This window comes from Pseudoduganella flava (assembly GCF_007830495.1).
GTDB lineage: Bacteria > Pseudomonadota > Gammaproteobacteria > Burkholderiales > Burkholderiaceae_D > Rugamonas > Rugamonas flava.
Window position 1 is genome coordinate 408,984 of sequence record NZ_VLKW01000005.1, and the last position, 25,959, is coordinate 434,942.

The 25,959-nt window shown below is 71.0% G+C and carries 18 protein-coding genes; 9 read left to right on the forward strand and 9 right to left on the reverse strand.

Annotated elements, in window-relative coordinates; genetic code table 11:
* The first annotated feature begins 103 nt into the window (after positions 1 to 103).
* From ftsH to mgtA, 3 genes are all read left to right on the forward strand, one after another.
* Positions 104 to 2,077: an ATP-dependent zinc metalloprotease FtsH gene (gene ftsH / locus IP92_RS15750; protein WP_145876543.1), complete on the forward strand. Its 1,974-nt coding sequence runs from the start codon at positions 104 to 106 to the stop codon at positions 2,075 to 2,077.
* Positions 2,078 to 2,211: 134 nt separating this feature from the next.
* Complete coding sequence (locus IP92_RS15755; RefSeq protein WP_145876545.1) at positions 2,212 to 2,631, forward strand: bacteriohemerythrin; 420 nt, start codon at positions 2,212 to 2,214, stop codon at positions 2,629 to 2,631.
* Positions 2,628 to 5,351, forward strand: coding sequence for a magnesium-translocating P-type ATPase (mgtA, locus tag IP92_RS15760; RefSeq protein WP_229418810.1), 2,724 nt, complete (start codon positions 2,628 to 2,630; stop codon positions 5,349 to 5,351). Before IP92_RS15755 ends, mgtA begins: the two co-directional genes overlap by 4 nt.
* Here the strand turns inward: mgtA and IP92_RS15765 are convergent.
* Genes IP92_RS15765 through IP92_RS15780 form a run of 4 tightly spaced genes read right to left on the reverse strand, consistent with a single transcriptional unit; the run spans position 5,291 to position 9,525 of the window.
* Positions 5,291 to 6,493: an ABC transporter permease gene (locus IP92_RS15765; protein WP_145876547.1), complete on the reverse strand. Its 1,203-nt coding sequence runs from the start codon at positions 6,491 to 6,493 to the stop codon at positions 5,291 to 5,293. The two genes, mgtA and IP92_RS15765, sit on opposite strands and share 61 nt — an antisense overlap.
* Complete coding sequence (locus IP92_RS15770) at positions 6,493 to 7,254, reverse strand: ABC transporter ATP-binding protein (protein WP_145876549.1); 762 nt, start codon at positions 7,252 to 7,254, stop codon at positions 6,493 to 6,495. Before IP92_RS15770 ends, IP92_RS15765 begins: the two co-directional genes overlap by 1 nt.
* Positions 7,241 to 8,545 (reverse strand): efflux RND transporter periplasmic adaptor subunit, encoded by a 1,305-nt coding sequence (locus IP92_RS15775; RefSeq protein ID WP_145876551.1) that lies wholly within the window; start codon positions 8,543 to 8,545, stop codon positions 7,241 to 7,243. The genes IP92_RS15770 and IP92_RS15775 overlap by 14 nt, the downstream gene beginning before the upstream one ends.
* Positions 8,542 to 9,525, reverse strand: a complete 984-nt coding sequence (locus IP92_RS15780; protein ID WP_145876697.1) for a zinc-dependent alcohol dehydrogenase family protein — start codon at positions 9,523 to 9,525, stop codon at positions 8,542 to 8,544. The genes IP92_RS15775 and IP92_RS15780 overlap by 4 nt, the downstream gene beginning before the upstream one ends.
* A gap of 193 nt (positions 9,526 to 9,718) precedes the next feature.
* On the opposite strand from IP92_RS15780, the gene IP92_RS15785 reads away from it, so the two are divergent.
* Positions 9,719 to 10,216, forward strand: a complete 498-nt coding sequence (locus tag IP92_RS15785; protein ID WP_158206657.1) for a flavodoxin family protein — start codon at positions 9,719 to 9,721, stop codon at positions 10,214 to 10,216.
* Between the two features lie 87 nt (positions 10,217 to 10,303).
* Here IP92_RS15785 and IP92_RS15790 read toward each other — a convergent pair whose 3' ends face one another.
* On the reverse strand, positions 10,304 to 11,788 hold the full coding sequence (locus IP92_RS15790) for a bifunctional aminoglycoside phosphotransferase/ATP-binding protein (protein WP_229418811.1): 1,485 nt from the start codon (positions 11,786 to 11,788) through the stop codon (positions 10,304 to 10,306).
* A 2-nt stretch (positions 11,789 to 11,790) separates the two neighbouring features.
* Positions 11,791 to 12,561, reverse strand: a complete 771-nt coding sequence (locus tag IP92_RS15795) for a lipid-binding SYLF domain-containing protein (protein ID WP_145876556.1) — start codon at positions 12,559 to 12,561, stop codon at positions 11,791 to 11,793.
* Positions 12,562 to 12,782: 221 nt separating this feature from the next.
* Between IP92_RS15795 and IP92_RS15800 the strand changes: the two genes are divergently transcribed.
* Positions 12,783 to 14,183 carry an amino acid permease gene (locus IP92_RS15800; RefSeq protein WP_145876558.1) on the forward strand — a complete coding sequence of 467 codons (1,401 nt, stop codon included), beginning with the start codon at positions 12,783 to 12,785 and terminating at the stop codon, positions 14,181 to 14,183.
* A 12-nt stretch (positions 14,184 to 14,195) separates the two neighbouring features.
* Here IP92_RS15800 and IP92_RS15805 read toward each other — a convergent pair whose 3' ends face one another.
* The 3 genes from IP92_RS15805 to IP92_RS15815 all read right to left on the reverse strand — a co-directional run bounded on the left by IP92_RS15805 (position 14,196) and on the right by IP92_RS15815 (position 19,790).
* On the reverse strand, positions 14,196 to 15,116 hold the full coding sequence (locus IP92_RS15805) for a GGDEF domain-containing response regulator (RefSeq protein ID WP_158206658.1): 921 nt from the start codon (positions 15,114 to 15,116) through the stop codon (positions 14,196 to 14,198).
* Positions 15,113 to 19,225: a PAS domain S-box protein gene (locus tag IP92_RS15810; RefSeq protein ID WP_145876563.1), complete on the reverse strand. Its 4,113-nt coding sequence runs from the start codon at positions 19,223 to 19,225 to the stop codon at positions 15,113 to 15,115. Before IP92_RS15810 ends, IP92_RS15805 begins: the two co-directional genes overlap by 4 nt.
* 253 nt (positions 19,226 to 19,478) lie before the next feature.
* Positions 19,479 to 19,790 carry a hypothetical protein gene (locus IP92_RS15815; RefSeq protein ID WP_145876565.1) on the reverse strand — a complete coding sequence of 104 codons (312 nt, stop codon included), beginning with the start codon at positions 19,788 to 19,790 and terminating at the stop codon, positions 19,479 to 19,481.
* A gap of 311 nt (positions 19,791 to 20,101) precedes the next feature.
* Between IP92_RS15815 and IP92_RS15820 the strand changes: the two genes are divergently transcribed.
* The 4 genes from IP92_RS15820 (at position 20,102) to IP92_RS15835 (ending at position 25,800) form a co-directional block, all read left to right on the forward strand.
* A complete protein-coding gene (locus IP92_RS15820; protein ID WP_145876567.1) occupies positions 20,102 to 22,231 on the forward strand; it encodes a putative bifunctional diguanylate cyclase/phosphodiesterase in 2,130 nt (709 codons plus the stop codon).
* A gap of 156 nt (positions 22,232 to 22,387) precedes the next feature.
* A complete protein-coding gene (locus IP92_RS15825; protein WP_145876569.1) occupies positions 22,388 to 22,720 on the forward strand; it encodes a hypothetical protein in 333 nt (110 codons plus the stop codon).
* 71 nt (positions 22,721 to 22,791) lie between these two features.
* On the forward strand, positions 22,792 to 24,732 hold the full coding sequence (locus IP92_RS15830; RefSeq protein WP_229418812.1) for a PAS domain S-box protein: 1,941 nt from the start codon (positions 22,792 to 22,794) through the stop codon (positions 24,730 to 24,732).
* Between the two features lie 99 nt (positions 24,733 to 24,831).
* Entirely contained in the window at positions 24,832 to 25,800 is a 969-nt protein-coding gene (locus IP92_RS15835) for an IS1595 family transposase (protein ID WP_229418813.1), read from the forward strand.
* Positions 25,801 to 25,959 lie beyond the last annotated feature (159 nt).

The following is a 25,959-nucleotide window of genomic DNA, read 5'->3' on the forward strand; positions in this document are numbered from 1 at the left end:
CCAACGAGGAATCTGCCTGCGGTTTGACTTGAATCATGCTCAAGTGATGACGTGACGCAGTACGCACCATTACAGTATTTTCCTGACAGAGAGGGACTTGCAAATGCAGAGCGATCAGCGGGAACCGCCGCCTGCGGCGGGCAAGCGAGGCAGCGACGGCGCCGACGGCATCCCGAACCTGCGGTTTTCCGGGTGGTATCTGCTGGCGCTGCTCGGGCTGTCGATGTTCCTGATGTTGCGCGGCACTCCCGGCGGCACCGTGCCGTACAGCGAGTTCAAGACGCTGCTGGCGGCCGGCAAGGTGGCCGACGTCGTCGTCGGCAGCGCCGACATCTCCGGCCAGTTGAACCTGGAAGGCCTCGAGCGCGTGCTGCCGGCCGCTCGCGCCGCCGCGCTGCGCACCGAGCACCGCGCCGACCGCACCTTCATCACCCGCCGCATCGACGATCCCGACCTCGTGTCCGACCTGGAAACGGCCGGCGTGACGTTCGACGCGGCGCCGGACCGTTCCTGGCTGAGCTCCATCCTGATCTGGACCGTGCCGCTGCTGCTGATGGCGATGCTGTGGAACTCGGCCGCGCGCAAGCTGGGCGGCGGCCTGACGGGTGCGCTGGAGATCGGCAAGAGCCGCGCCCGCGTCTACATGCAGCAGGACACCGGCGTGACGTTCGACGACATCGCCGGCATCGACGAGGCGCGCGACGAACTGATCGCGATCGTCCAGTTCCTGAAGAACCCGGAGCGCTACCGCCGCCTGGGCGGGCGCATCCCGAAGGGCGTGCTGATCGTCGGCGCACCAGGCACCGGCAAGACGCTGCTGGCGAAAGCGGTGGCCGGCGAGGCCGGCGTGCCGTTCTTCTCGATCAGCGGGGCCGAATTCGTCGAGATGTTCGTCGGCGTCGGCGCCGCCCGCGTGCGCGACCTGTTCGCCCAGGCCGAGGACAAGGCGCCGTGCATCATCTTCATCGACGAACTCGACGCGCTGGGCAAGGCGCGCGGCGTCACCGGCTTCGGCGGGCACGACGAACGCGAGCAGACGTTGAACCAGCTGCTCGTCGAGATGGACGGGTTTGCGTCGAGCAAGGCGGTGATCATCATGGCGGCCACCAACCGCCCGGAAATCCTCGACCCGGCGCTGCTGCGGGCCGGCCGGTTCGACCGTCACATCGCGCTGGACCGGCCGGACCTGAAGGGCCGCACGCAGATCCTCGCCGTGCACGCGAAGAAGGTGGTGCTGGCGGCCGACGTCGACCTGGCCGCGCTGGCCGGCCGCACGGCGGGCTTCGCGGGCGCCGACCTGGCCAACCTCGTCAACGAGGCGGCGCTGCTGGCCGCGCGCCAGGACCAGGCCAGCGTGACGATGAGCGACTTCGACAAGGCGCTGGACCGCATCGTGGCCGGCATCGAAAAGAAAAGCCGCGTGATGAACCGGCGCGAGAAGGAAACCGTGGCGTGGCACGAGGCGGGCCATGCCCTGATCGCCGAGCTGCGCCCGGGCGCCGACCGGGTGACGAAGATCTCGATCATCCCGCGCGGCATCGGCGCGCTGGGCCACACCCAGCAGACGCCGGCGGAAGAGCGCTACCTGCTGCGCCGCAGCGAGCTGCTCGACCGCCTGGATGTGCTGCTGGGCGGCCGCGTGGCCGAGGAACTGGCGTTCGGCGATGTCTCCACCGGTGCGCAGAACGACTTGCAGCGCGCCACCGGCATGGCGCACCAGATGGTCGCGCAGTTCGGCATGAGCAGCCGCATCGGCCTGGCCAGCTACGAACACCCGGCCGCGCCGCCATGGTGGAACGGCGGCCAGCCGCTGCCGGCCGAACGGGGCGGCTACAGCGAGCGCACGGCCCGCGAGATCGACGACGAAGTGCGCACGCTGCTGCAGGCGGCCCATGCGCGGGTGCGCGACACGCTGCGGGTGCGCCGCCCCACCCTCGACGCGCTGGCGCGCCGGCTGCTCGACGTCGAGGTCGTGGACCGGACGATGCTGACGCGCCTGATCGAGGAAGGCGCGCGCGACGCCGCGTCGCCGCCGCCGGCAGCGCAGCCGGAGCGCCCGCCACTGGCGATGCGCTGAGCCGTACGCCGCGCCGTTCGCCGGTTTGCGCCAGGTTGCGCAGCCCTGCGCTTGACTTCGATCATGGATTTCCGACAAGGCGGCGACGACACTGGAGCGATTCGACCAACGAACCCGAGCCGCAAGGAGATGCCATGGCTACATCCCAAGACGATACCCGCTGGAGCGACGAGCTGTCGCTGGGCGATCCGGCGCTGGACGCCACCCACCGGGCGCTGTTCGACGCGCTGGCCCACCTCGCGGCGATGCCGGAAGACGGCTTCCTGCCCGCCTACGAGGCCACCGTGGCCGCGCTGGAGCGCGATTTCCGCGGCGAGGAAGACCTGATGGAACGCATGGGCTACCCGGGCCTCGCGTGCCACCGCGAGCAGCATGCGCGCGCCCTGTCCGGCCTGCACCACGCGTCGGCCGCGCTGGCCGAAGGCGATCCGGCGCCGGCGCGGCGCGCCGTGGACCTGCTGGCAGAATGGCTGCACCTGCATATCACGACGATGGACCAGGCACTGGCCGCTGCCGCCCTGCTTGCCCGCGAGGTCCGCGCGGCCACGCGATGAACGGCATGCGGCAGGGGCCTGCAACGCCGGGCCACGCCGCCCCGCAGGGGCCGGCCGCCCTGCATTCCCCTACTGCGCCGGCTGCGCTGCCTCCGACCACTGCGCCGGCTGCGCTGCCTACGGCTGCAGCGCTGGCCGCGCTGTCCTCGGATGATGCGCTGGCCGCCCTCGGCACCGCATCCGCCGGCCTGCCATCCGCTGTCGCCGCGGCCCGGCATGCGGCCCCCGCCGCCCCGGCCGGAGCGCGCCTGGCGGCCTGGCGCCATTTCGCCCGCCTGGCCGCCAGCCCGCTATCGCTGCTGATGCTCGCGCTGGCCGTGCTGAACTACCTGACGGGCGCGCGCTGGAGCGCGCTGCTGGTGGCGGCGATCGTGCTGGTGTCCACCTTGCTGTCATTCGTGCAGGAGCGCCGCTCCGGGCGTGCCGCCGAGCGGCTGCGCGCGCTGGTGCGCACCACCGTCGTGGTGCGCCGGCCCGGTGCGCCGGACGGCCGCGCCGAGGTACCGTCGGCGGCGCTGGTGCCTGGCGACGTCGTGCTGCTTGCCGCCGGCGACAGCATTCCCGCCGACCTGCGCATCGTGGCAGCGCGCGACCTGTTCATCGACGAATCGGCGCTGACGGGCGAGGCGATGCCCGTCGAGAAGACGGCGCACGCGGTGCCGGACGCCGCCACGCTGGCACCGCTGGCCATCCCGAACCTGGCATGGACCGGTTGCCACGTGCTGAGCGGCAGCGCGACGGCCGTCGTGCTGGCAACGGGCGACGCGACGATGTTCGGCCACATCGCCAGCGCGGCAGCCGACGCCCGCGAGATCACGGCGTTCGATCGCGGCGTGGCCCGCTACGTGGGGCTGATGCTGCGCACGATGCTGGTGCTGGTGCCCCTCGTGTTCCTGCTGAACGCGGCCGGCAAGGGCGACTGGCTGCAGGCGCTGCTGTTCGCCGTGGCCGTTGCCGTCGGCATGACGCCGGAACTCTTGCCGATGATCGTCACCGTCAATCTCGCCCAGGGCGCGCTGGCGATGGCGCGGCGCCACGTGATCGTCAAGCGCCTGAACGCGATCCAGAACATGGGCGCGATGGACGTGCTGTGCACCGACAAGACGGGCACGCTGACGCAGAACCGCGTGATCCTGGAACGCCACGTCGACTACCTGGGCCGCGAGTCGGACCGCGTGACCGGCTACGCCTGGCTGAACAGCCATTACCAGACCGGCTTGCGCAACCTGCTTGACGACGCCGTGCTGCAATACGTCGCCGCGCGCCCCGCGCTACGCCCGGACGGCGGCTACGACAAGGTCGACGAGCTGCCATTCGACTTCGAGCGCCGCCGCATGTCCGTCATCGTCGCGCGGCCGGACGGCAGCCGGCTGCTGGTCTGCAAGGGCGCCGTCGAGGAAGTGGTGCCGGCGTGCAGCCATGCGGACGACAACGGCACGCTGGTGCCGCTGCAGCCGCACCACGGCGCCGCGCTGTCCGACGCCGCCGATGCGCTGAACGGGGACGGCTTTCGCGTGATCGCCGTGGCCACCCGCGAACTGCCGCACGGCGCGGCCGCGTGCACCGTGGCCGATGAACGCGACCTGGTCCTGCAGGGCTACATCGCCTTCCTCGATCCGCCGAAGGAAAGCGCGGCACGCGCGCTGGCGCTGCTGGCCGAACGGGGCATCACCGTCAAGGTACTGACCGGCGACAACCCCGTCACGACCGCGAGCGTGTGCCGCCACGTGGGCCTGGCCGTGCACGGCAGCGTGACGGGCGCCGAGCTGGCCGCCGGCGGGCCGGCACTGGACGACCAGGTGGCGCAGGCGACCATCTTCGCCCGCGTGACGCCGCAGCAGAAGGCCGACATCATCCGCGCGCTGCAGCGCCGCGGCCACGTCGTCGGCTACCTGGGCGACGGCATCAACGACACGCAGGCGCTGCGCGCGGCCGACGTCGGCATCTCGGTCGATGGCGCGGTGGACATCGCCAAGGATTCGGCCGACGTGATCCTGCTGCAGAAAAGCCTGCTGGCGCTGGCCGACGGCGTGCGCGAAGGGCGGCGCGTGTTCGGCAACATCAGCAAGCACCTGCGCATCAGCGCCAGCTCGGCGGCCGGCAACGTACTGTCCATCGTCGGTGCCAGCGTGCTGCTGCCGTTCCTGCCGCTGGCGCCGGCCCAGATCCTGCTGAACAACCTGCTGTACGACCTGTCGCAGACGGCGTTGGCCGGCGACCGCGTCGATCCCGGCTGGCTGCGCCGGCCGCGGCGCTGGGAGATGGGCGAGATCGTCCGCGCGATGGCCGTGCTCGGGCCTCTGAGCTCGCTGTTCGACTACCTCACCTTTGCCGCGCTGTGGTACCTGTGCGGCGGCGCGACGAATCCCGCGTTGTTCCAGACCGGCTGGTTCGTCGAGTCGCTGCTGTCGCAAACGCTGGTCGTGCACGTGCTGCGCACGGCCCGCCTGCCGCTGGTGCAAAGCCGCTCGACGCCGGCATTGGCGATGACGACGGCGGCCGTCTGCGCGGTCGGGGTCTGGCTGCCGTCGTCCAGCGTCGGCGCCGCGCTGGGCTTCGTGCCGCTGCCTCCGGTGTACTGGCTGGTGCTGCCGGCGCTGCTGGCCGGCTACCTGGGCATGGCGCAGTGGCTGAAGGCGTATGTGGCCGGCCCGCCCGCTCACTCGTGGCGCAACGCGTCGATCGGATCGAGCCGGGCCGCGCGCCGCGCCGGGAAGTAGCCGAACACGATCCCGATCGCGCCGGAAAACAGGAACGACAGCGCGCTGATGCCGGCATCGAACGCGAACGGCAGGCCCATCGCGCCGGCCAGCAAGGCGCTCGCCGCGGCCGCCAGCGCGATGCCGGCCAGGCCGCCGCAGGCCGACAGCACGACCGCCTCGACGAGGAACTGCAGCAGCACGTCGCGCTCCAGCGCGCCGATCGCCAGGCGCAGTCCGATCTCGCGGGTCCGCTCCGTGACCCCGACCAGCATGATGTTCATGATGCCGATGCCGCCCACCAGCAGGCTGACGGCGGCGACGGCGCCCAGCAACGTCGTCATCACCCGCGTCGTGCCGGACAGCGTGTCGGCCAGCTGGCGCGTGTCGAGGATGTTGAAGTTGTCTTCCTCGCCGGCCGCCAGCTTGCGCCGCTCGCGCAGCAGCACGCCCAGCGCGCGCGCGACGGTGCGGCTGTCGGCGCCTTCCTCCAGCGACACCAGCAAGGTGTTGACGTGCACGTTGCCCGTCACGCGGCGCTGCAGCGTGTGCAGCGGCAGCAGCACGAGGTCGTCCTGGTCGTTGCCCATCGCCCCCAGCCCTTTCGGTGCCAGCAGCGCGACGACGCGACACGAGAACTGGCGCACGCGCAGGGCCTGGCCCAGCGGATCGGCGCCGCCGAACAGCGTGCGCCGCACCGTGTCGCCAAGCGCGCACACGGCCGCGCCCGAGCGCAGTTCGGCCGGCTCGAACGGCCGCCCGGCCGCGACCGTCCAGTTGCCGGCGGCGAGCCAGCCGGCGCCGCCGCCGATGACGGACGTGCTCCAGTTGCGCCCGTTTGCGATCACGGTGACGCTGGTGCGGCTTTCCGGCACCGCGTCGCGCACGCCGCCCAGCTGCGTGGCGACGGCCTGCGCATCGGCCTCGCGGAACGGCGGCGCGCCGGCCGGGCCGCCGAACTGGCGCTGGCCCGGCCGCACCATCAGCAGGTTCGAGCCCAGCGCGGAAATCTGCTGGCGCACGGCCAGGGTCGCGCCATTGCCCAGCGTGACCATCGTGATCACGGCAGCCACGCCGATCACGATGCCGAGCATCGTCAGCGCCGAGCGCAGCGGATTGCGTGCGAGCGAACGCAGCGCCAGGAGCATCGCGTTGGCCAGCATCAGCGCGCCCCCGCCGCGAGCGGTGCCGGGTTGCGCTCTTCGCGCTCGATGCGGCCGTCGCGGAAATGCACGATCCGGTCGGCATAGGCCGCCATGTCCGGCTCGTGCGTGACCATCAGCACGGTGATGCCGCGCGTACGGTTCAGGTTTGCCAGCAGGTCCATGATCTCGCGGCTGCGCTGGCTGTCCAGGTTGCCCGTCGGCTCGTCCGCCAGCAGCACCGCCGGGTCGCCGACGATGGCGCGGGCGATCGCCACCCGCTGCTGCTGGCCGCCGGACAGTTCGTTCGGCAGATGCCGCTCCCAGCCTTGCAAGCCGACCGCGGCCAGCGCCGCGCGCGCCAGCTCACGCCGGCGTGCAGCCGGCACGCCCCGATACAGCAGCGGCAGCTCGACGTTTTCCAGCGCGGACGTGCGCGGCAGCAGGTGGAAGCCCTGGAACACGAAGCCCAGCCAGCGGCGCCGCAGTTGCGCGCGCTGGTCGCGCGTCAGCGGCGCCACGTCGACGCCCTGGAACAGGCAGCTGCCCTCATCCGGCGTGTCGAGGCAGCCGATGATGTTCATCGCGGTGGACTTGCCGCAGCCGCTGGGACCCATGATGGCGACGAACTCGCCGGCACCGACGGCCAGGTCGATGCCGTCGAGCGCCGCCAGCGCCGCCGCGCCGCTGCCGTAGCGCTTGCGCACGCCGCGCAGCGCGATGACGGGAACGCCGGCCGGCACGTCCGCCAGCGCGCTCGTCGACGGGTCACGGGCGCTCATGCTGGCCCGTGATCACGGCCATGCCGGGCCGCAGCGCGCCGCCGGTGACCTCGGTGTGGCGGCCGTCCGACAACCCGGTCGTCACCTGCACGGGCGCCGGCACGCCGCCTTGCAGCACCCAGACGACGCGGCTGCCCGGTGCCGCGGCCGTGCCGGCGCTGCGCTGCTGGGCCGCCGGGCGCGGCAGCAGCCGGCTGGCGATGCCGGGCGCCGGCCGGTGCGCCATCTCGGCTGGCGTATAGCGCAGCGCGCCGTTCGGCACCAGCAGTACGCCCGCGTGCACGGCGGCGGCGATCGTCGCAGTGGCCGTCATGCCGGGCCGCAGGCTCAGGTCGGCGTTGTCGACGTCGAGCCAGGCGACGTAGGTGACGACGTTGTCGGCGATCGTCGAGCCATACGACAGCCGCGCGATCGCCGCCGGGTATTGCCGCTCCGGCCAGGAACTGACGGTGAACGTGGCATGCTGGCCGACGCGCACCGCGCCGACGTCGGCCTCGTCGACGTTGACGAGCAGGCGCAGGCGGTGCAGGTCCTCGGCCAGCGTGAACAGCGTGACGGCCTGCAGCGATGCGGCCACCGCATTGCCCGGCTCGACGTTGCGGCTGAGGATCATGCCGTCGAACGGTGCGCGGATGGCGGCCCGCGCCAGGTTCTTCACGTCCGTCGCGAGCGCCGCCCGTGCGGCCGCCGCATTCGCCGCGGCGCTGTGCACGGCGGCCTCGGCGCGCGCGGCCGCGGCCCGCGCCGCATCGAGGTCGGCGCGGGACGGGAAGGTGCCGCCGGACATGCGGGACATGTCGTCCAGCCGGCGCAACGTGGCCGCGCTTTCCGTGCGCGTGGCGATCGCCTGCGCGGTGGCCGCGTCCGCCGCCGCCAGCATCGCGCGCGAGCGCTGCACCTGGTCGTTCAGCTTCGCGGTGTCCAGTTCGACGAGCACCTGGCCGGTGCGGACCCGGTCGTTCACGTCCGCATCCACCCGTGCCACGATGCCGGACAGCTCGCTGCCGATGTTGGCCGTGCGCGTCGGCTGCAACGTGCCGTTCGCCGTCACCGTCAGGCGCAGGTCGCCGCGCGTGACGGGTGTGGTGTCGTACACGATGCGCGTCTGCGCCGCCCGCTGGTGCCACCATGCCGTACCGCCCAGCGCGCCCGCCAGCAGCACGGCGGCCAGCAGCCAGCCGGTCCAGCGGGGCCAGCGCCGCGCCGGGGCCAGCGCCGCCTGCACGGCCTGCTGCGAAGGCACGCGCTCGCGCTCCGGCGGCAGGCGTTCCTGCGACGGCGGCGCGTTCATGGCACCAGCACGGCGGCGCCGTCGAAGCTGCCGCCGCGCAGCGCGGCCAGCGCCTCGTTGGCCTGTTCCAGCGGGAATACGGTGGTCGCGCTGACGAGCGGGATCGCCGCGGCCAGCGCCATGAACGCGGCCGCGTCGGCGCGGGTCAGGTTGGCCACCGAGCGCACGCTCCGTTCGCCCCACAGCAGCGCATATGGAAACGCCGGGATGTCGCTCATGTGGATGCCCGCGCAGATCACGCTGCCGCCCTTGCACACGGCCGCCAGCGCCAGCGGCACCAGCGCACCGACCGGTGCGAACAGCAGCGCCGCGTCGAGCGGCACGGGCGCCGGCGTATCCGAACCGCCGGCCCATACGGCACCCAGCTCGCGCGCGAAGCGCTGCCCGCGCACGTCGCCCGGTCGCGTGAACGCATACACGTCGCGCCCCTGCGCCCGTGCGACCTGGGCAATCAGGTGGGCCGCCGCGCCGAAGCCGTACAGGCCGATGCGCCGCGCGTCGGGCGCCAGTGCATACGCGCGATAGCCGATCAGCCCGGCACACAGCAGCGGTGCCGCGTGCACGTCGTCGTAGCCGTCCGGCAGGCGGCAGGCATGGCGCGCATCGGCCAGCGCATACTCGGCATAGCCGCCGTCGACATCGTAGCCGGTGAAGCGCGCGTCGTCGCACAGGTTCTCGCGCCCCTGCCGGCAGAACGGGCAGCGGCCGCAGGTGGCGCCCAGCCACGGGATGCCGGCGCGCTCGCCCACCTGCCATGCGGGCACGTCCGCCCCCACCGCCGCGACGGTGCCGGCCACTTCATGGCCCGGCACGAGCGGCGCACGGTGCGGCGCCAGGTCGCCGTCGACGATGTGCAGGTCGGTGCGGCAGACGCCGCAGGCGCCCACGCGCAGCAGGATCTGGCCGGGCCCCGGTACCGGTACCGGCAGGCGTGACGGGCGCAGCGGCGCGCCGGGGCGGTCGAGCACCATCGCGCGCATCGTCGCGCCGGGCCGTGGCGGGTGTTCAGTACGCATCGCAACCTCCTGACGCCAGCTTAGCGAGGTCGGACAGCGGCGGGAGCAAGCGCAATGCGCCAAATTTGATCCCGATCACCCACTGTGCATGATAAAGCGCAGAACATGGGAAGCGGCCCGGCATCCAGTGGGCCGTCTTCCGCTACGTGAGGTCGACATGAACCCTTACCTGATCGTTTATTTCTCGCGCTCCGGCTACACCCGGCGCGTGGCCGAGGCCATCGCCGCCGGCTGTGCGGCGGACATCGAGGAGCTGCGGCCGCTGCGCGATTACCAGGGCATCGGCGGCTACCTGCGCGCCGCGCTCGACACGCTGCGCCTGCGTACGCCGGAACTGCAGCCGCTGACGCACGACCCATCCGCCTACCAGCTGGTGCTGGTCGGCACGCCCGTGTGGGCCGGGCACGTTCCGGCTCCCGTGTACAGCTTCCTGTCGCACCATGGCGCGCAATGCCGCCGGCTGGCGGCGTTCTGCACGATGGGCGGCAGCGGCGGCGACAAGGTGCTCGACAAGATCGCCGAACTGGCCGGCAAGCCGCTGGCCGGCCGCCTCGTGCTGACGGACCGCGACATCGAGGCCGGCAAGCTGCAGTCGCAGGCACCGGCGTACACGCGCGAGCTGTCCGAGCACGTCGCGCTGGCGCCGCTGCCCTGAGTTCGCCGCCGGCGGTGCCGCGCTCGGCAGCCTTGCCGCACCGCCGCTTGGACGAATCCGTCGGCAGCGGGCGCATGTCGATCCCGTTCATCGCGCGTCCCGCCAACCCAGCCGCGTCAGCGCCTGGCGCACCAGCGGCACGCAAGGTTCCCCGCCGGCCACCGCCAGCGCACCGGCCCGCTCGGCCGCGCTGAGCGGTTCCGCGTGGGCGAGCTGGCTCGCGAGTACGGCCTCGTCCGCATCGGACGGATCGGCGCCCGCCGCGGCACGCGCGCGCAGCCGGGCCGGCAGTGCCGCCAGCGGCGCATGCACGTCGAGCAGCAGGAACGGCACGCCGCGCGCGTGCGCCAGCGCCGCAAAGGCGGCCCGTTGCCAGCCCTGCAGGCAGGCCGCGTCGACGACAACCGGCAGCCCCGCGGCCAGCGCCCGGCGTGCCAGCCGCAGCAGGTGCGCATACGTGGCACGGGTCGCGGCCGACGTGTACTGCGCGCCCACCGTGCGCCGGCGCTCGACGTCGGAACGCAGCACGAGCGCACCCAGCGGTTCGATGAGGCCGTCGGCCAGCGTCGACTTGCCGCTGCCCGAATAGCCATGCGTGACGAGCAGCGCGCCCCGTGCCGGCGCGGCCTGCGTGTGCGCATACAGCAGGTAGCGGCGCGCCAACGCGGCGTCGCCCGCCAGCGCGCACACCTTGGCCCGCACCAGTGCGCGCTGCACCGTGTAGTAGCGCAGCACGCACAGCCCGCCATGGTCGCCGCCCGCGTGCAGGTAAGCGTTCAGCAGGCGCGCCGCCAGGTCGGGCCGGCCGTGGAAGCGCAGGTCCATCCACGCAAAGGCAAGGTCGTGCATCGTGTCGATCCAGCGCAGCGCGGGGTCGAATTCAATGCCGTCGAACGGCATCGCCGCGCCGTCGAGCGTGACGAGGTTGCCGCAATGGAGGTCGCCGTGGCATTCGCGCACGGCGCCGTGGGCATGCCGCCAGGTGAACCGCCGGTGCCCCCACGCGGCCCGCGCATGCCAGCGGCACAGCGCGTCCAGCGCCGGCCCTTCGTCCGGCAGCAACGGACGCAGCTCCGCCAGGTCGGTGGCGGTGCGGGCAATGACGCACGCCGCCGTGCCCCACGGCGCATCGGCCGGGCACGGCGCCGCCACGGCATGGAACTGAGCCAGCACGTGGCCCAGCCCCTGCACGTCCGCGCTGCCCAGTTCGCCGGCGGCCAGGCGCGCCGTCCACAGCGCGTGCTGCGGGAAGCGGCGCATCGCCACCACGTACTCGAGTACCGGCCCGGCGCCGCCGATGCGCGGCGCCGCCACGCTGCCCGTGACGGCCACCACGCCCAGGTACAGGCCGGGGGCGTAACGCCGGTTCAGGCGCACCTCCTCGTCGCAGCACGCGCGCCGCGCCGCCGGCGCGCGCCAGTCCAGGAAGGCCAGCCGCACGGCCTTCTTGATCTTCCAGGCCATGTCGCCCGCCACGACGACCCACGAGATATGCGTCTCGAACAGTTCGGCGGGCGCCAGCGTGCGGACCAGCGCGGCGACCAGCGCGCGCTGCTCCTCCAGCGCCGTCACGTTCAGCGCGCCGCGCCGCCCGCTGCCCCGGCCACCGCCTGGACCAGCGGTTCGGCCTGCGGGTTGCTGGTCTTGCCGGCCACCACGTCGCTGGCCGACAGCGTGCGGCCATAGTAGGCGTTGGTCAGCTGCTGGTTGAAGCGGATGTCGTTCACTTCCAGCGTCAGCACGTCGCCGAACAGGCCCTTCGTGTCGCTCCATGCCAGCACGTCGCCGGCGCCGGCCGAGCCCTGCGCCATCTTGCTCCAGTTGACGACGGTCAGGCCCGCCTTGGCGTTCAGCGAGAAGTTGTTCTTCTTCAGGAACTCGTTGACGGCCTTTTCGTTGTTCAGCACGAGCGCCAGCGCGCCGCCCTGCACGCCGGCCTGCAGGCCGATCGACAGGCCGCCCGTGTTGTAGAAGACGGGGTCGCTCCAGGCGCCGTCCGGGCGGTGCACCAGCAGCACGCCGGCCCCGCCGGAGCCACCCACGCCGAGCGCCGCGCGGCCGTATTTCGGGATGATGAACACGCCCTTCGCATCGTGCAGCAGCGTGCGCATCCGTTCTTCACCCTCCAGCTTGCGGGCGACCGCCACCGCGTCGGTCACGTGCCGGCTCGCGGTCGCGCCCTGCTTGCCGCCGGCCGACGTGGTATCCGTTCCGTGCTTCGCCTCCTGCGTTGTATCCTGCTTGGCGCCCTGCTTCGCATCCTGCGCCGCCGCCGGCCCGGCCAGCACGGCCAGTGCGGCCAGCGCCGCCATCCATTGCATCCAACCGCTTCCGCTTTTTCTCATGATGCGCTCCTGTGGGTGGGTAAAGACGATCGATGCAAAGATGCTAACCAGTGCAAGCCGCAGCAACCTTGAACAGGATCAAAACTGCACGCATTGCCCGAGCCGTCGGCAAGGCGGCCGTCAAAACCGGACTGGGCAAATCGTGCTGGGCAACGCCGCTTCCGCCCCACCCCGGCCGATGCTATAGAATCGTGCTCTTTGAACATCTGCGGCAGGAGAACATGACAGCGGACGCACAACCAGGCCACGACGGGGGCGGGCTCAAGCGGGGCCTGAAAAGCCGGCACATCCAGCTGATCGCGCTGGGCGGCGCGATCGGCACCGGGCTTTTCCTCGGCATCGCCCAGACCATCCGGATGGCCGGCCCGGCCGTGCTGCTCGGCTACGCGGTGGCCGGCATCATCGCGTTCCTGATCATGCGCCAGCTGGGCGAGATGGTCGTCGACGAACCCGTCGCCGGCTCGTTCAGCTGGTTCGCGGACAAGTACTGCGGCCAGCTGGCCGGCTTCCTGTCGGGCTGGAACTACTGGGTGCTGTACGTGCTCGTCAGCATGGCCGAACTGTCGGCTGTCGGCGTCTACATCCAGTACTGGTGGCCGGCCGTGCCCACCTGGGTGACGGCGCTGGGCTTCTTCGTCGTCATCAATGCGATCAGTCTCACCAATGTGAAGGCGTTCGGCGAGATGGAGTTCTGGTTCGCCATCGTCAAGGTGCTGGCGATCGTCGGCATGATCGGCTTCGGCCTGTGGCTGCTGGTGTCGGGCGGCGCCGGGCCGGAAGCGTCGGTGACGAACCTGTGGCGCCACGGCGGCTTCTTCCCGAACGGCGTGACGGGTCTCGTGATGGCGATCGCCGTCATCATGTTCTCGTTCGGCGGGCTGGAACTGGTCGGCATCACGGCGGCCGAGGCGGACGATCCGTCGCACACGATCCCGAAGGCGACCAACCAGGCGATCTACCGCATCCTGATCTTCTACATCGGCGCGCTGGGCGTGCTGCTGTCGCTGTACCCGTGGCAGAAGGTCGTCGCCGGCGGCAGCCCGTTCGTGCTGATCTTCCATGCGCTCAATGCGAACTGGGTCGCCCATGCGCTGAACGTCGTCGTGCTGACGGCCGCGCTGTCCGTCTACAACAGCTGCGTGTACTGCAACAGCCGCATGCTGTACGGCCTGGCGATGCAGGGCAATGCGCCGCGCGCGCTGCTGAAGGTGAACCGCCGCGGCGTACCGCTGGCCGCGCTGGCCGTGTCGGCGCTGGCGACGGCGATCTGCGTCAGCGTCAACTACTTCATGCCGGGCAAGGCGCTGGAACTGTTGATGGGGCTCGTCGTGTCCGCGCTGATCATCAACTGGGGCATGATCAGCTGGATCCACCTGCGCTTCCGTGCCGCCAAGCGGGCCAGCGGCGCGAGCAGCGGCTTCCCCAGCCCGCTGGCGCCGTTCACGAACTGGCTGTGCCTGGCCTTCCTGGCCGGCGTGCTGGTCGTGATGTACCTGACGCCGGAACTGCGCATCTCGGTGTACCTGATCCCCGTGTGGCTGTTGGTGCTGTGCGCCGGCTACTGGGCCAAGCAGAGAAAGGCCGGCATCGTGCCGCCGCTGGCCAGCGGCACGCACGACTAGGCGGTCGGGCCGTCAGGCCGGCTGCGGTTCCGGGCCGGCCATCACGCTGCGATTGCGGCCGGCGCGCTTGGCGCGGTACAGCGCCATGTCGGCCGCGTGCAGCATCGCTTCGGCCGTATCGTCCGGCCCGGGCAGCAATGCGCACAGGCCGATGCTGCACGTGACGTGCGGCGCGGCCGAGGCGCCCGGATGGGCGATGCCCAGCGCACCGATGCGCCGGCACATCCAGTCGCCATAGCGCTCCAGCGCGTCCGGTGTCGTGTTCGGCAGCAGCACGACGAATTCCTCGCCGCCATAGCGCGCCGCCAGTTCGCCGGGGCGGCGGGCACCGTCGCGCAGCGCCTCCGCGACTTCCTGCAGGCAGCCGTCGCCACGCTGGTGGCCATAACGGTCGTTGAACAGCTTGAAGTCGTCGACGTCGATCAGCGCCAGCCCGAGCGGCAACTGATGGCGCCGGTGGCGGGCGAATTCCGCCGCCAGCTGGCGGTCGAAATAACGGCGGTTGTACAGGCCCGTCAAGCCGTCCTGGTTGGCCAGCTCGTCCAGCGCCGTCAACGCCGCCTGCAAGCGCAGGTGCGTGCGCACGCGGGCCTGCACGACGGCCGCGTTGAGCGGCTTCGGAATGAAATCGACGGCACCGGCATCCAGGCAGGCGATCTCCGCTTCCGGCGACGATTGCGCCGTGACGAAGATGACGGCGCTGCCGCGCAGGTCGGGATCGCGGCGGATCTGCTCGTTGACGGCAAAGCCGTCCATCCCCTGCATCTCCACGTCCAGCAGGATCAGCTGCGGGCGCTGCACCTTGGCCAGTTCCAGCCCGGCCGCGCCGCTGGTGGCGAACAGTACCCTGCCCTGCTCGCGTACCATCGCCGACAGCAGGCGGATCGTGTCGGGGCTGTCGTCGATGATCAGGATCGTATTGGTGGGCGTCACTTGTCCTCCACGAGCGCGGCCGGCAGCGCGGCCAGCACGGCGTCGAAGTCGAGGGCGGCCATCGCCGCCGCCACGGCGTCCTGCTGGTCGGCCGTCAGCCGGGCGGCCAGCGGCGCGCGCAACGTTTCGTACGCGGTGGCCGCGTCCAGGTCGCGCTCGCGCAGCAGCGCGATCCAGCGCCGTACCTGCTCCGGCTGCGCGGCCGTGGCCGGGCCGCCGTCGGGCTGCGGTTCGCGTTCCTGGCCGGCCAGCCACGCGCGGGCGGCCGTCGTCGTCGCGTCCAGTTCGCGCGCCGCGCTGTCGAACAGGCGGGCGGCAACGTCCTGACGCTCGTCGCGCAGCGCAGCTTCCAGCTCGACGGTAACGGCGGCGAAGCTGCGTGCGCCCAGGCTGCCGACGGAGCCGCGCAAGCCGTGCAGGATCTTGCCGGCGGCCTTGCCGTCGCCGCCCTGCCACGTGGTGCGCGCCCGCACCAGGTCGGCGGGCGCCTCGCGTGCCATCCGCGCCACCAGGGTCACCAGCGACTGGCGCTGGGCCGGATCGCGCGCCGACAGCGCCGCCAGCCGCTCCACATTGAACGCCTGCGCCGGCGCGGCCGGTGGCGCCGCCGGGGCCGGCGAGGATTGCCGCAAATTGTCCAGCATGATCGTCATCATCTGCTCCACGTCGATCGGCTTCGGAATGAAATCGTTCATGCCGGCAGCCAGGCACTGCTCCTTCTCAGCGGGCGTGACGCCCGCACTCATCGCGATGATCGGCACGCGCAAGCCCAGCCGGGTACGCAGGATCCGCGTCGCCGTGTAACCGTCCATCACCGGCATCTGCACGTCCATCAGCACGATGTCGAAGTCGTTGCGGTTGCCCTGGCGCTGGGCCGTCATCAGGTCGACCGCTTCCTGTCCATTGGCGGCCGTCGTCACGACGGCACCGACCGGCTCCAGTATACCTTTCGCGACAAGCTGGTTCAGCGCGTTGTCCTCGACCAGCAGCACACGCACGCCGGCCAGTTCGGCCGGTGCGGCTGCCGCGCCGCCCGGCTCGGCCGGCTCGGCATGGGGCGCGGCCGCGACGACGCCGGCCAGCGCCGCGCGCAGGCTTTGCGCCGTCACCGGCCGCACCAGCGGGGTGGCATCCGGCGCCGGAGCGACCTGTTCCGGCCCGCCCGTCAGTTGCAACACGACGGGTGCCTGGCCGGGCCAGCGCCGCGCCAGTGCGGCCCGCGCCGCCTGCACGAGCGCCGCGTCGCCATCGACGAGGATCGCGTCCACCGGGGCCTCGGCCGCGGCCGCCGCCTCATCCGGCGTATCGGCCCAGCAGGCGCTCCAGCCCAGCGCCTCGACGGCGCGGGCCAGCCCGACGCGGCTCGTGCGGGCAGGTCCGACGACGGCCATGCGCAGCGGCGCGGCCGGCGCCAGCGGCAGCGGCTGGGCGCACGACAGCGCCAACGTAACGGAAAATTCGCTGCCTTCGCCGGGCGTGCTGGTCAGCGCGATGCGGCCGCCCATCAGTTCGGTGAGCTGGCGGGCGATCGCCAGCCCCAGGCCGGTGCCGCCGAAGCGGCGCGAGATGCCGGCATCGGCCTGCTCGAACGGCGTGAACAGGCGCGCCTGCTGCTCCGGCTCGATGCCGATGCCCGTGTCGCGCACGGCAAAGCGCAACGTCACGGTACTGCCGTGCTGCGCGATGCGGGTCACGGAAAACACGACCTGCCCTTGCCCCGTGAACTTCAGCGCATTGCCGACGAGGTTCAGCAGCACCTGCTGCAGCCGCATCGCGTCGCCGATGTACGCGGCCGGCAGCGCCGGGTCAACGTCGACGACCAGTTCCAGCGGCTTGCCGCTGGCACGCATCGCCGTGGCGGCCGCCTCGACGATCTCGCCCAGCTCGAACGGCAGTGCGGCGATGTCGATCCGGCCCGCCTCGATCTTCGAGAAGTCCAGCACGTCGTTGATGATGCCCACCAGCGTCTTGCCGCACGACTGAATCATGCCCACGTATTCGCGCTGCTGCGGCGACAGGCCGGAATTTTCCAGCAGGTGCGCCAGCCCCAGCACGGCATTCATCGGCGTGCGGATCTCGTGGCTGACGTTGGCGACGAATTCGCTCTTGGCGCGGCTGGCCGCCTGCGCCAGGCGCTCGTTGCGGGCCTGCGCCAGCTCGGCCATCTTGCGATCGCTGATGTCCATCGCCAGCACGTGGAAGCCCTGCACAGTGCCGTCCGGGCCGATGCTGGGAATATAGTCGGCCATGAACCAGCGCGGCCAGCCCGGCATGTCGAACTCCGTCTCGAAGTGCACGGCGCGGCCGGCCAGCACCGCGTCGATGTGGTGGCGCAGGCCGGCATACGCCTCGGCGCCCACCAGATCGCCCAGGCTCCGGCCCAGCAGCGCATCGGGATCGACTCCCAGCAGCGTCTGGAAGCGGCGGTTGGCGAAGCGGTACACCTCGTCGCGGTCGAGATAGGCGATCAGTGCGGTCGAATGGTCGGTGATCGCGCGCAGGAAGCGTTCGCTCTCGGCCAGCAGGCGTTTCGCCTCGCGTCGCGCGGAAATGTCGTTGAGGAAGGCGCCGAACGAACGGATGCCGTTCACGTCGACGAGCCCGATCGTCATCTCGACGGGGAATTCGGTGCCGTCGCGGCGCAGCGCCGTCACCTCGATGCGCTGCCCCAGCATGCGTGCCGCGCCGCTGGCGAGGAAGCGCTTCAGTCCCGCCGCATGGGCCGCGCGCTGCGCCGGCGGCACGATGGTGTCCTGCAGCGCCAGGCCCAGCACCTCGTCGCGGCGCCAGCCGAACACCTGCTCGGCACGCGGGTTCCAGTCCGTGATGCGGCCTTCGCTGTCCATGCCGATGAACGCGTCGTGCGCCGTCTCCAGGATCGCGCGGATGCGCGCTTCGCCACGGCGCGCCGCGTCGAGCGACTGCGCCAGGTCCTGCGTGCGCAGCGCCACGCGCTCCTCGAGCTCGACGTTCATGCGGGTCAGCTGGCGTTCCTTGTCCTTCAGGCGCGACAGGCTGGCGTTGACGGCACCCGTCAGGGCGGCCAGTTCGACGAAGCCGCCGCGCGGCACGCTGATCGCCCCCTCGGCATCACCCTGGGCGATCGCGGCAGCCGATGCCGCGGCCTTCTGCAGCGGCCGGGTAATCAGGCGCGACACGCGCCAGCCCAGCAGCGAAAACGCGGCGGCCACGGCGATCCCGGCAAACAGCACCTGCAGCTGCAGGCGGCGCACGGCCGCATACGCCGTCTGCGTGTCCTGGCGGGCCACGACGACCCAGCCCAGGCCCGGATAGCCCGCCTCGCCCTGCGTGGCGGCGGCCGCCACGAGGTAGCGCCGGCCGTCGCCCCACAGTTCCTCGGCATAGCCGGAGCCCTGGCCGCGCGCGCTGTCCAGCGTGGCCGAACGCACCGCCATGCCTTTCATCACGGCGGGGCCGGCCAGCACCTTGCCGTCGCGGCTGACGATCAGCGTTTGCGCCTCCGTCGCGCCGGCCGCGTCCAGCCGCAGCCGGATCTGCTCGGCCCAGCGCCAGTTCAGGTGCGCGGCCAGCACCCCATGCGACTTGCCTTGCGCGTCGCGGATGGGAAAGGCGATGTCGACGAAGCGCGGCAGGCCGCCTTCCTCGCGCGGCAGCAGCTGCGCCAGCAGCGCCGCCTCGTGCACGTCGTGCACGTGATGCCCCGCCGGCGCGCCGCTGAACCAGGGCCGCCGGCTGACGTCGGCGCCTTCCAGCAGGCCGCCCGTCGCGGCGACGACCTTGCCGTGCGTGTCGGCCAGACCGATCCACGCGTACAGCGGATAGCTTTCCTGCAGGCGTTCGACGACGCGGCGCTTGTCCAGCGGGGACAGGTCGGCCGCCGTGAACTCGCGCCGCGCCGCCAGCATCTGCACTTCGCGATAGCGTTCGTACATGATGCCGTCCAGCTGCTGCGCCGCATAGCGCGCCCGCTCGGCGAGACCGCCGCCGATGGTGCGCTTCAATTCGCCCGTCGCCAGGTAGCCGACGAGCGCCACCAGCACTGCCGTCAACAGCAGCACGGACAGCGCGAGCCACAGCGCCAGCCAGGAACGGATGCGCCGCCGGCGCGCCGACAGGCAGCCGATCATGCCGCGCTCCGGCGCATGCACGGGACGGGAACGAATCGAGGGTCGAAATGGGAGGGGCGAACGGCCGCCCGGCAAGCTGGCATCGAATTTCCTGACAGGGTGGATCTCAGGGAACCGGGGGCGGGGGTTCGCGGTGGGGAATACTGGGCGGCCCCGCGATGGGGCGGCGCCCGTCAGTGTAGCGCAGGAATGACGCGGACGGCACGCGGATGCAGCTGGGTGTTGCCTTCCCGCATCATCCTTGCCGGCCGCATCACGCCGCGTGCAGGTGCTGGGCCGGCACGTCGTTCTGCGAGAACGCCACGCGGAACTTGCCGCGGCGATCGCCCATCAGCATGCGCAGGTCGCCGATCGTGATGTCCGACACTTCATGCATGCGGATCAGCAGCGAAGCGCCGATCGCCAGGCGGAAGTGGCGAATCTTGCTGATCACCGGCGGCGCCACTTCCAGCACGCGGGCCAGGGCAGCGTCATTCTTCAGGTTCAGGCGCTCGATCAGGTGGTCGAGCAGACGGTTCGGGTCGTAGTTCAGCAGGCCGTCGTTGTTCAGGTTCAGGGTCGTCATGTCTATCTCCAAAGGTTTGCAGTTCACGGGCCAGGAAAGGCCTTGTCGGCCGGCGTGTGCGCGAGGGACCCTGCAAGGGGTGCGTCGGGTACAACAACCGGTGGTGGTGAGATGCGCCAGGAGCGGCGTCCCCGCGGAGGTGCGGAAGGGAACTCGGTCCGCGCGGCAGGAGTTTGGGGGCGGCGGACGGTTACCATATTGCACGAAAAATTCTTTAAAGGCAATCGGCACGTGCGGTGTGGCTTTTTCCGCAATATCGTGCGACGCGCCGCCGCCCGTGCCACCGCGCTACGATGCGATCGGAGATCACCATGAAAGCCGATGAAACCGCCGCGCGGACGAACCTCCGCCTGCGCGAGCTGCTCGACCATCTGCCGGCCGGCGTCGTCGTGCACCGGGCCGACGGCAGCGTCAGCGACGCGAACCGGGCAGCGCAGCGCATACTCGGCCGCGACCACACGTCGCTGCCGCGCGCGGCCGCGTCGCGCGACGACTGGGTGCTGATGGACGAGGATGGCCAGCCGCTGGCCGAGCATGACCACCCCATGTGGCGCGTGCTGCACAGCCGCCGCGAGCTGAGCGACCTCGTCGTCGGCCTGCGCCGGCCCGGCGATACGGAGCCGTGCTGGCTGCTGTGCAGCGGCTATCCCGTGCTGGACCACGCTGGCGCCGTGTGCGAGGTCGTCATCTGCTTCATCGACTGCACGCAGCTGAAGGAGGCCGAAGCGCGCCTGCGCAAGTCCGAGGAAAGGCTGCGCCTCGCGCTGCTGGGCTCGACCGATGCGACGTGGGACGTGGACCTGCGCACCGGCGAATGCCATTACTCCGACCGGTGGTGGGACATGCTGGGCTATCCGCCCCAGGTGGAAGCCGTCGACCAGAGCACATGGCGCCGCTACACGCACCCGGACGACATCGGTTCCGTGAGCGAATTCATCCGCGCCCTGTTGACGGGACACGACAGCACGTTCGCGATCGAGATGCGGCTGGCCCACCGCGACGGCCATTACGTGCCGGTGCTGTCGCGCGGTTTCGTCCTGCGCGACGGCAGCGGCCGGGCCGTGCGGCTGTCCGGCACGAATACCGATCTCACGGAGCGCAAGGAACACGAGCGGCGCATCCACGACCTGGCGTATTTCGACCAGCTGACGGGGCTGCCGAACCGCCGCCACCTGCTCGAACAGCTGCGCCGCATCGCGCTGCGGACCGCGCGCACGGCGTCCGTCGGCGCGCTGCTGTTCGTCGACCTCGACAATTTCAAGCAGATCAACGACGCGCACGGCCACGAGGCGGGCGACCGCCTGCTGTGCCAGGTGGCGGAACGGCTGCGTCATTCCGTGCGCGATACGGACCAGCTGGCGCGGCTGGGCGGCGACGAATTCGCAGTCGCGCTCGAAGAACTGGCGGCGACGCCGGGCGATGCGGCCATCGAGGCGGGCAAGGTGGCGCGCAAGATCCTCGACGTGCTGGCGCGGCCGCACGCGCTGGCACGGCCCGGCGCGCCGCCGCGCAACGCGACAATCACGCCGTCGATCGGCATCGCCCTGTTCGGCAAGGAGGTCGGTTCGGTGGAAGCGGCGCTGCGCCAGGCCGACATCGCGATGTACCACGCCAAGCGCGCCGGCCGCGATACGCTGCGCTTCTTCGACCCGGCCATGCAGGCCGCCATCGAGCAGCGCAGCACGCTGGAGGCGGACCTGCGCGACGGCCTCGGCCAGCACGCATTCCCGCTGCACTGCCAGCCGCAGTTCAATGCCGAAGGCCGGCTCGTCGGCGGCGAAGTCCTGGTGCGCTGGCAGCACCCGCGCCGTGGCCTGGTCGGGCCGGGCGAGTTCATCGACCTGGCGGAAAGCACCGGGCTGATCGTCGCCATCGGCCTGGAAGCGCTGCGCGAAGCCTGCGTCTGCCTGGAACGGTGGGCCCACCTGCCGGGGCTGGCGCACCTGGCACTGGCCGTCAACGTCAGCGTCTGCCAGTTGCAGCAGCCCGACTTCGCCGAGCGGGTGCTGGCGGTCCTGGCCGAAACGGGTGCGCCGCCCGAACGGCTGTCGCTGGAGCTGACGGAAAGCGCGTTTGCCGGCGACGTGCAGGATGTGATCGCCAAGATGGCGCGGCTGCGCACCCACGGCGTGCTGTTCTCGCTGGACGACTTCGGCACCGGCTACTCGTCGCTCAGCTACCTGAAGCGCTTCCCGCTGTCCACGCTGAAGGTGGACCGCTCGTTCGTCAGCGGCGTCGATGCCGAGGCGAACGCGGGCGCCATCGCCGAGCTGATCGTCGCGCTGGGCAAGACGCTGGGCTTGAAGGTGATTGCCGAAGGCGTGGAAAACGAGCGCCAGTTCGCCTTCCTGCGCGAGCAGCATTGCGACGCCTTCCAGGGCTTCCTGTTCGCGCCGCCGCTGCCGCTGGACGAGTTCGAACAACGCTACCAGTACCATTGAGATGGCGCGCCGAAGCGGTGTCTGCCGTGCGGAGCAGGCGCCGCGCCGGTGCGATAATCCCGGCCGGTACGCCAGAAAATACATGAGTCAGCTTGACTTGCGGTTTGCAACAGCGGATGCTGTCCAAACCGCCCGTGTTCCGCTCAGGGAGCCCGCATGAATTCCGACAAACGCAGCAATAGAAGCGCAGGAACACGCAACGACGGACGCAATGACGGACGCAGCGACGACCCCCGCGATGGCGCCGGCGACCGGCGCAGCGACCCCGCACGCGATGGCGAGCGCCGCAGTAACTCGGCACTTGCCGACGTCGTCGACCAGGGTATCCGCTTCGACGCGGAGCGCGGCGCCGCGCTGGCCTGGGCCTACCTGAGCCAGCACGGCCTGCCGCCGGAAACCATTTTGCGCGTGCTGTCGCCCCCGGCAGACGGCCGCGTGCCGCGCCGCGCTCCCGTGCGGGGACAGGACGGCGCCGGGCTGCGGCACTGAGCGCCGGCACCGTCGGCACGGCAGCCCGCCACCCGCGCGGCGCGCCTCACTGCAGCCGCTACAATGCGGCCATGAACGAGCCGATATCAAGCCGCGATCCACGGCCGCCCGACGAAGCGGGGCGCGTCGCGCTATTGCACGCACTGCAATTGCTCGACACGCCGCCCGAGCCCGTGTTCGACCGCGTCACGCGGCTCGCCAGCCAGCTGCTTGGCGTGCCCGTCACGCTGTTCTCGCTGGTCGATGCCGAGCGCCAGTGGTTCAAGTCGCGCGTCGGTACACCGCTCACGGAAACCCCGCGCAACATCTCGTTCTGCACCCACGCGATCGCCCAGGACGCGCCGCTCGTCGTGCCGGATACGCTGGAAGATCCCCGCTTCGCCGCCAATCCCCTCGTGCTGGGGCTGCCGGGCCTGCGCTTCTACGCCGGCGTGCCGGTACGCACGGCGGCGGGCCATGCGATCGGCACGCTGTGCGCGATGGACACCCGGCCGCGCGCGCTCGCCGCCGCCGAGCTGGCCGCGCTGGAAGATCTGGCGGCGATCGTCGCCGACGAAGTGCAGCGGCGCGAACAAATGTCGGCCGCGCGCGATCACCTGCACACGGCCGACGTGGCGATGCGCGCCACGCAGGAGCGGCTGCGCTCGATCTTCGAACTGGCCAGCTTCGGCATCGCGCTGATCGACATGCAAGGGCGCTGGATGACCGTCAACGCGGCCGCCTGCGCGATCCTCGGCTACAGCGAGCAGGAATTCCGCCAGCTCACGTTCTGGCAGATCACCCACCCGGACGATCGGGCCGTCGACAAGGCGGCCGTACAGGAAATGCTGGCCGGCCGGATCGGCCAGTACGAACGCCAGAAGCGCTACCTGCGCCACGACGGCGGCGCCGTGTGGGTGCACACGACCATCAGCCTGAAGCGCGACGATGCGGGACAGCCGGCCTACTTCATCGTGGCCGTCATCGACATCCAGGCGCGCAAGGAAGCGGAACAGCAGCTGGCCGCGCTGCATGCGGACCTGGAAGACCGCGTCCGCGCCCGCACCCGCGAGCTGCAGGGCGCCAACGAACGGCTGACGGCCGCGATCGCCAGCCAGCGGCACGCGGAGCAGGCGCTGCGCACCCGCGAGGCGCAGCTGACCAGCGTACTGGAATACGCGAACGACGCCTACATCGGCATCGACGACACGGGCCGCGTGATCGCGTGGAACCGCCAGGCCGAGCGCACCTTCCAGTGGACGGCCGACGAAGCGCAGGGCCGGCGCCTGGAAGACCTGATCATTCCGCAGGAGATGCACGCCCAGCACGAGCGGGGCATCGCCCGCTTTCGCGCCACCGGCGAGGCGGTGGTGCTGGGCAAGCGGCTGGAACTGCCGGCCCACCGCAAGGACGGCAGCGCGTTGACGGTCGAGGTGCGGATCCACGCGACGCGCATCGACGACCGTGTCACGTTCTCCGCCTTCCTGCACGACATCACGGAGCGCAAGCGCGCCGAGGCGCAGCGCGAGCACGACATCCGCCATGACCCGCTGACGGGGCTGCTGAACCGGCGCGCGCTGGCCGAACTGCTGCCGCAGGCGCAGGCACGCTCGCGCCGCCACGGCATCGGCTTTGCCGTGCTGTTCATCGACCTGGATGGCTTCAAGGCCGTCAACGACCGCCTCGGCCACGAGGCGGGCGACGAGCTGCTGCGCGAGGTCGCGCGCCGGCTGCGCGCTGCGGTACGGGCGAACGACAGCGTGGTGCGATTGGCCGGCGACGAATTCGTCGTCGTGCTGGAGGGGCAACCCTACACGCTGGCGGAAGCGCGCACGGTGGCGGAAAAGCTGATTGCCGCGCTGGTGCAGCCGGTGGCGGCAGGCGCAGGGGAAGCGGCCATCGGCGCCAGCATCGGCATCGCATTGCACGCTCTCGAGGGAGAGCTGGACGCCGCCGAGCTGCTGCGGGAAGCGGACCGGCAGATGTACCTGGCCAAGCAGGCCGGCCGGGGCTGGATTCGTCCCCTGCCCTGACGGACAAAAACGCGCTGTTCGCGTAAGGTTGGGGAACTTCCAGGCATCAACGCTGTCTGATCTTCTGTTGAGATAACTCATCGATAACAGGAGGCAAAGATGGGCACGAGCGGCTTTCAACACCTGTTTCGCACACTGGCCCAGCTGCCGCTATCGGCTGACGAGATCGCTTGCTTGCGTGATTGGCTCGCCGCGCTGGAGGCGCCCGGGCGCTGCCTCGCCCTGATCGAACAAGCGAAGGGGCGGTGTGCCTGTCCTCATTGTGGCAATGCGCGCTGTCACCGCAGCGGCCACGCGAACGGCTTGCAGCGGTATCGCTGCATCGCCTGCCGGCACAGCTTCAATGCGCTGACCGGCACGCAGTTGGCGCGCCTACGGCATCGCGACAAATGGCTCCCATATTTTCAGTGCTTGATCGAGTCGCGCACGGTGCGCGCTGCCGCCGAACGCGTCGCGGTTGCGAAGTCGACCAGCTTTCGCTGGCGCCACCGTTTCGTTGCCGCCGTGCGGCGCGAGGAGCCGCCAACGCTGAAGGGCATCGTCGAGGCCGACGAAACGTATGTCCTTGAATCGCAGAAGGGCTCGCGCCATCTCGACAGGCCGCCGCGCAAGCGCGGGGGCAAGGCGACGTGCCGCGGCATAAGCAAGCAGCACGAGTGTGTGCTGGTCGCGCGCGATCGCGGCGACACCACGCACGCTTTTCATGCCGGCCAGGGCGAGCCGGACGCCGGGCGCCTGCTGCGCTTCCTGAAACCGGTGCTGGCGGGCGATGCATTGCTGGTCAGCGACGGTGCTGCCGCCTATCCGGCCTTTGCGAAGCTGGCCGGGATCAGCCATCGGGCGATCAACGTGCGCGCCGGCGAGTACGCGCGCGGCGCCATCCACGTCAACGGCGTCAATGGCTGGCACAGCCGCTTCAAGACCTGGCTGCGCAGTTTTTGCGGTGTCGCGAGCCGCTACCTGGCCAATTACGCCGGCTGGCAAATGGTGCTCGACGCGGCGGCACTCATCATCCCCGAGCATTGGCTGCGGGCGGCCGTTGCACCCCGGCAGCAGGAGCGACCGTAATATCTGCGATAAGTTCCGTTCCGGGATGAAAGCTCAGCCAACGCGAACAGCGCGGACAAAAAAAGCCGGCACATGGCCGGCTCATTTGCTGCGCAGTGCGCGCCGCTCAGTGGTTGCTGTGCATCGCCTGCGCAGCCATGCCGCGCGCGGCGAAGTAGC

Excerpts from the sequence above, each read along its gene's own strand:
- ftsH (WP_145876543.1), top strand. The coding sequence starts at position 104 with ATGCAGAGCGATCAGCGGGAACCGCCGCCTGCGGCGGGCAAGCGAGGC.
- IP92_RS15755 (WP_145876545.1), top strand. The coding sequence starts at position 2,212 with ATGGCTACATCCCAAGACGATACCCGCTGGAGCGACGAGCTGTCGCTG.
- mgtA (WP_229418810.1), top strand. The coding sequence starts at position 2,628 with ATGAACGGCATGCGGCAGGGGCCTGCAACGCCGGGCCACGCCGCCCCG.
- IP92_RS15765 (WP_145876547.1), bottom strand. The coding sequence starts at position 6,493 with ATGCTGGCCAACGCGATGCTCCTGGCGCTGCGTTCGCTCGCACGCAAT.
- IP92_RS15770 (WP_145876549.1), bottom strand. The coding sequence starts at position 7,254 with ATGAGCGCCCGTGACCCGTCGACGAGCGCGCTGGCGGACGTGCCGGCC.
- IP92_RS15775 (WP_145876551.1), bottom strand. The coding sequence starts at position 8,545 with ATGAACGCGCCGCCGTCGCAGGAACGCCTGCCGCCGGAGCGCGAGCGC.
- IP92_RS15780 (WP_145876697.1), bottom strand. The coding sequence starts at position 9,525 with ATGCGCGCGATGGTGCTCGACCGCCCCGGCGCGCCGCTGCGCCCGTCA.
- IP92_RS15785 (WP_158206657.1), top strand. The coding sequence starts at position 9,719 with ATGAACCCTTACCTGATCGTTTATTTCTCGCGCTCCGGCTACACCCGG.
- IP92_RS15795 (WP_145876556.1), bottom strand. The coding sequence starts at position 12,561 with ATGAGAAAAAGCGGAAGCGGTTGGATGCAATGGATGGCGGCGCTGGCC.
- IP92_RS15800 (WP_145876558.1), top strand. The coding sequence starts at position 12,783 with ATGACAGCGGACGCACAACCAGGCCACGACGGGGGCGGGCTCAAGCGG.
- IP92_RS15810 (WP_145876563.1), bottom strand. The coding sequence starts at position 19,225 with ATGATCGGCTGCCTGTCGGCGCGCCGGCGGCGCATCCGTTCCTGGCTG.
- IP92_RS15815 (WP_145876565.1), bottom strand. The coding sequence starts at position 19,790 with ATGACGACCCTGAACCTGAACAACGACGGCCTGCTGAACTACGACCCG.
- IP92_RS15820 (WP_145876567.1), top strand. The coding sequence starts at position 20,102 with ATGAAAGCCGATGAAACCGCCGCGCGGACGAACCTCCGCCTGCGCGAG.
- IP92_RS15825 (WP_145876569.1), top strand. The coding sequence starts at position 22,388 with ATGAATTCCGACAAACGCAGCAATAGAAGCGCAGGAACACGCAACGAC.
- IP92_RS15830 (WP_229418812.1), top strand. The coding sequence starts at position 22,792 with ATGAACGAGCCGATATCAAGCCGCGATCCACGGCCGCCCGACGAAGCG.
- IP92_RS15835 (WP_229418813.1), top strand. The coding sequence starts at position 24,832 with ATGGGCACGAGCGGCTTTCAACACCTGTTTCGCACACTGGCCCAGCTG.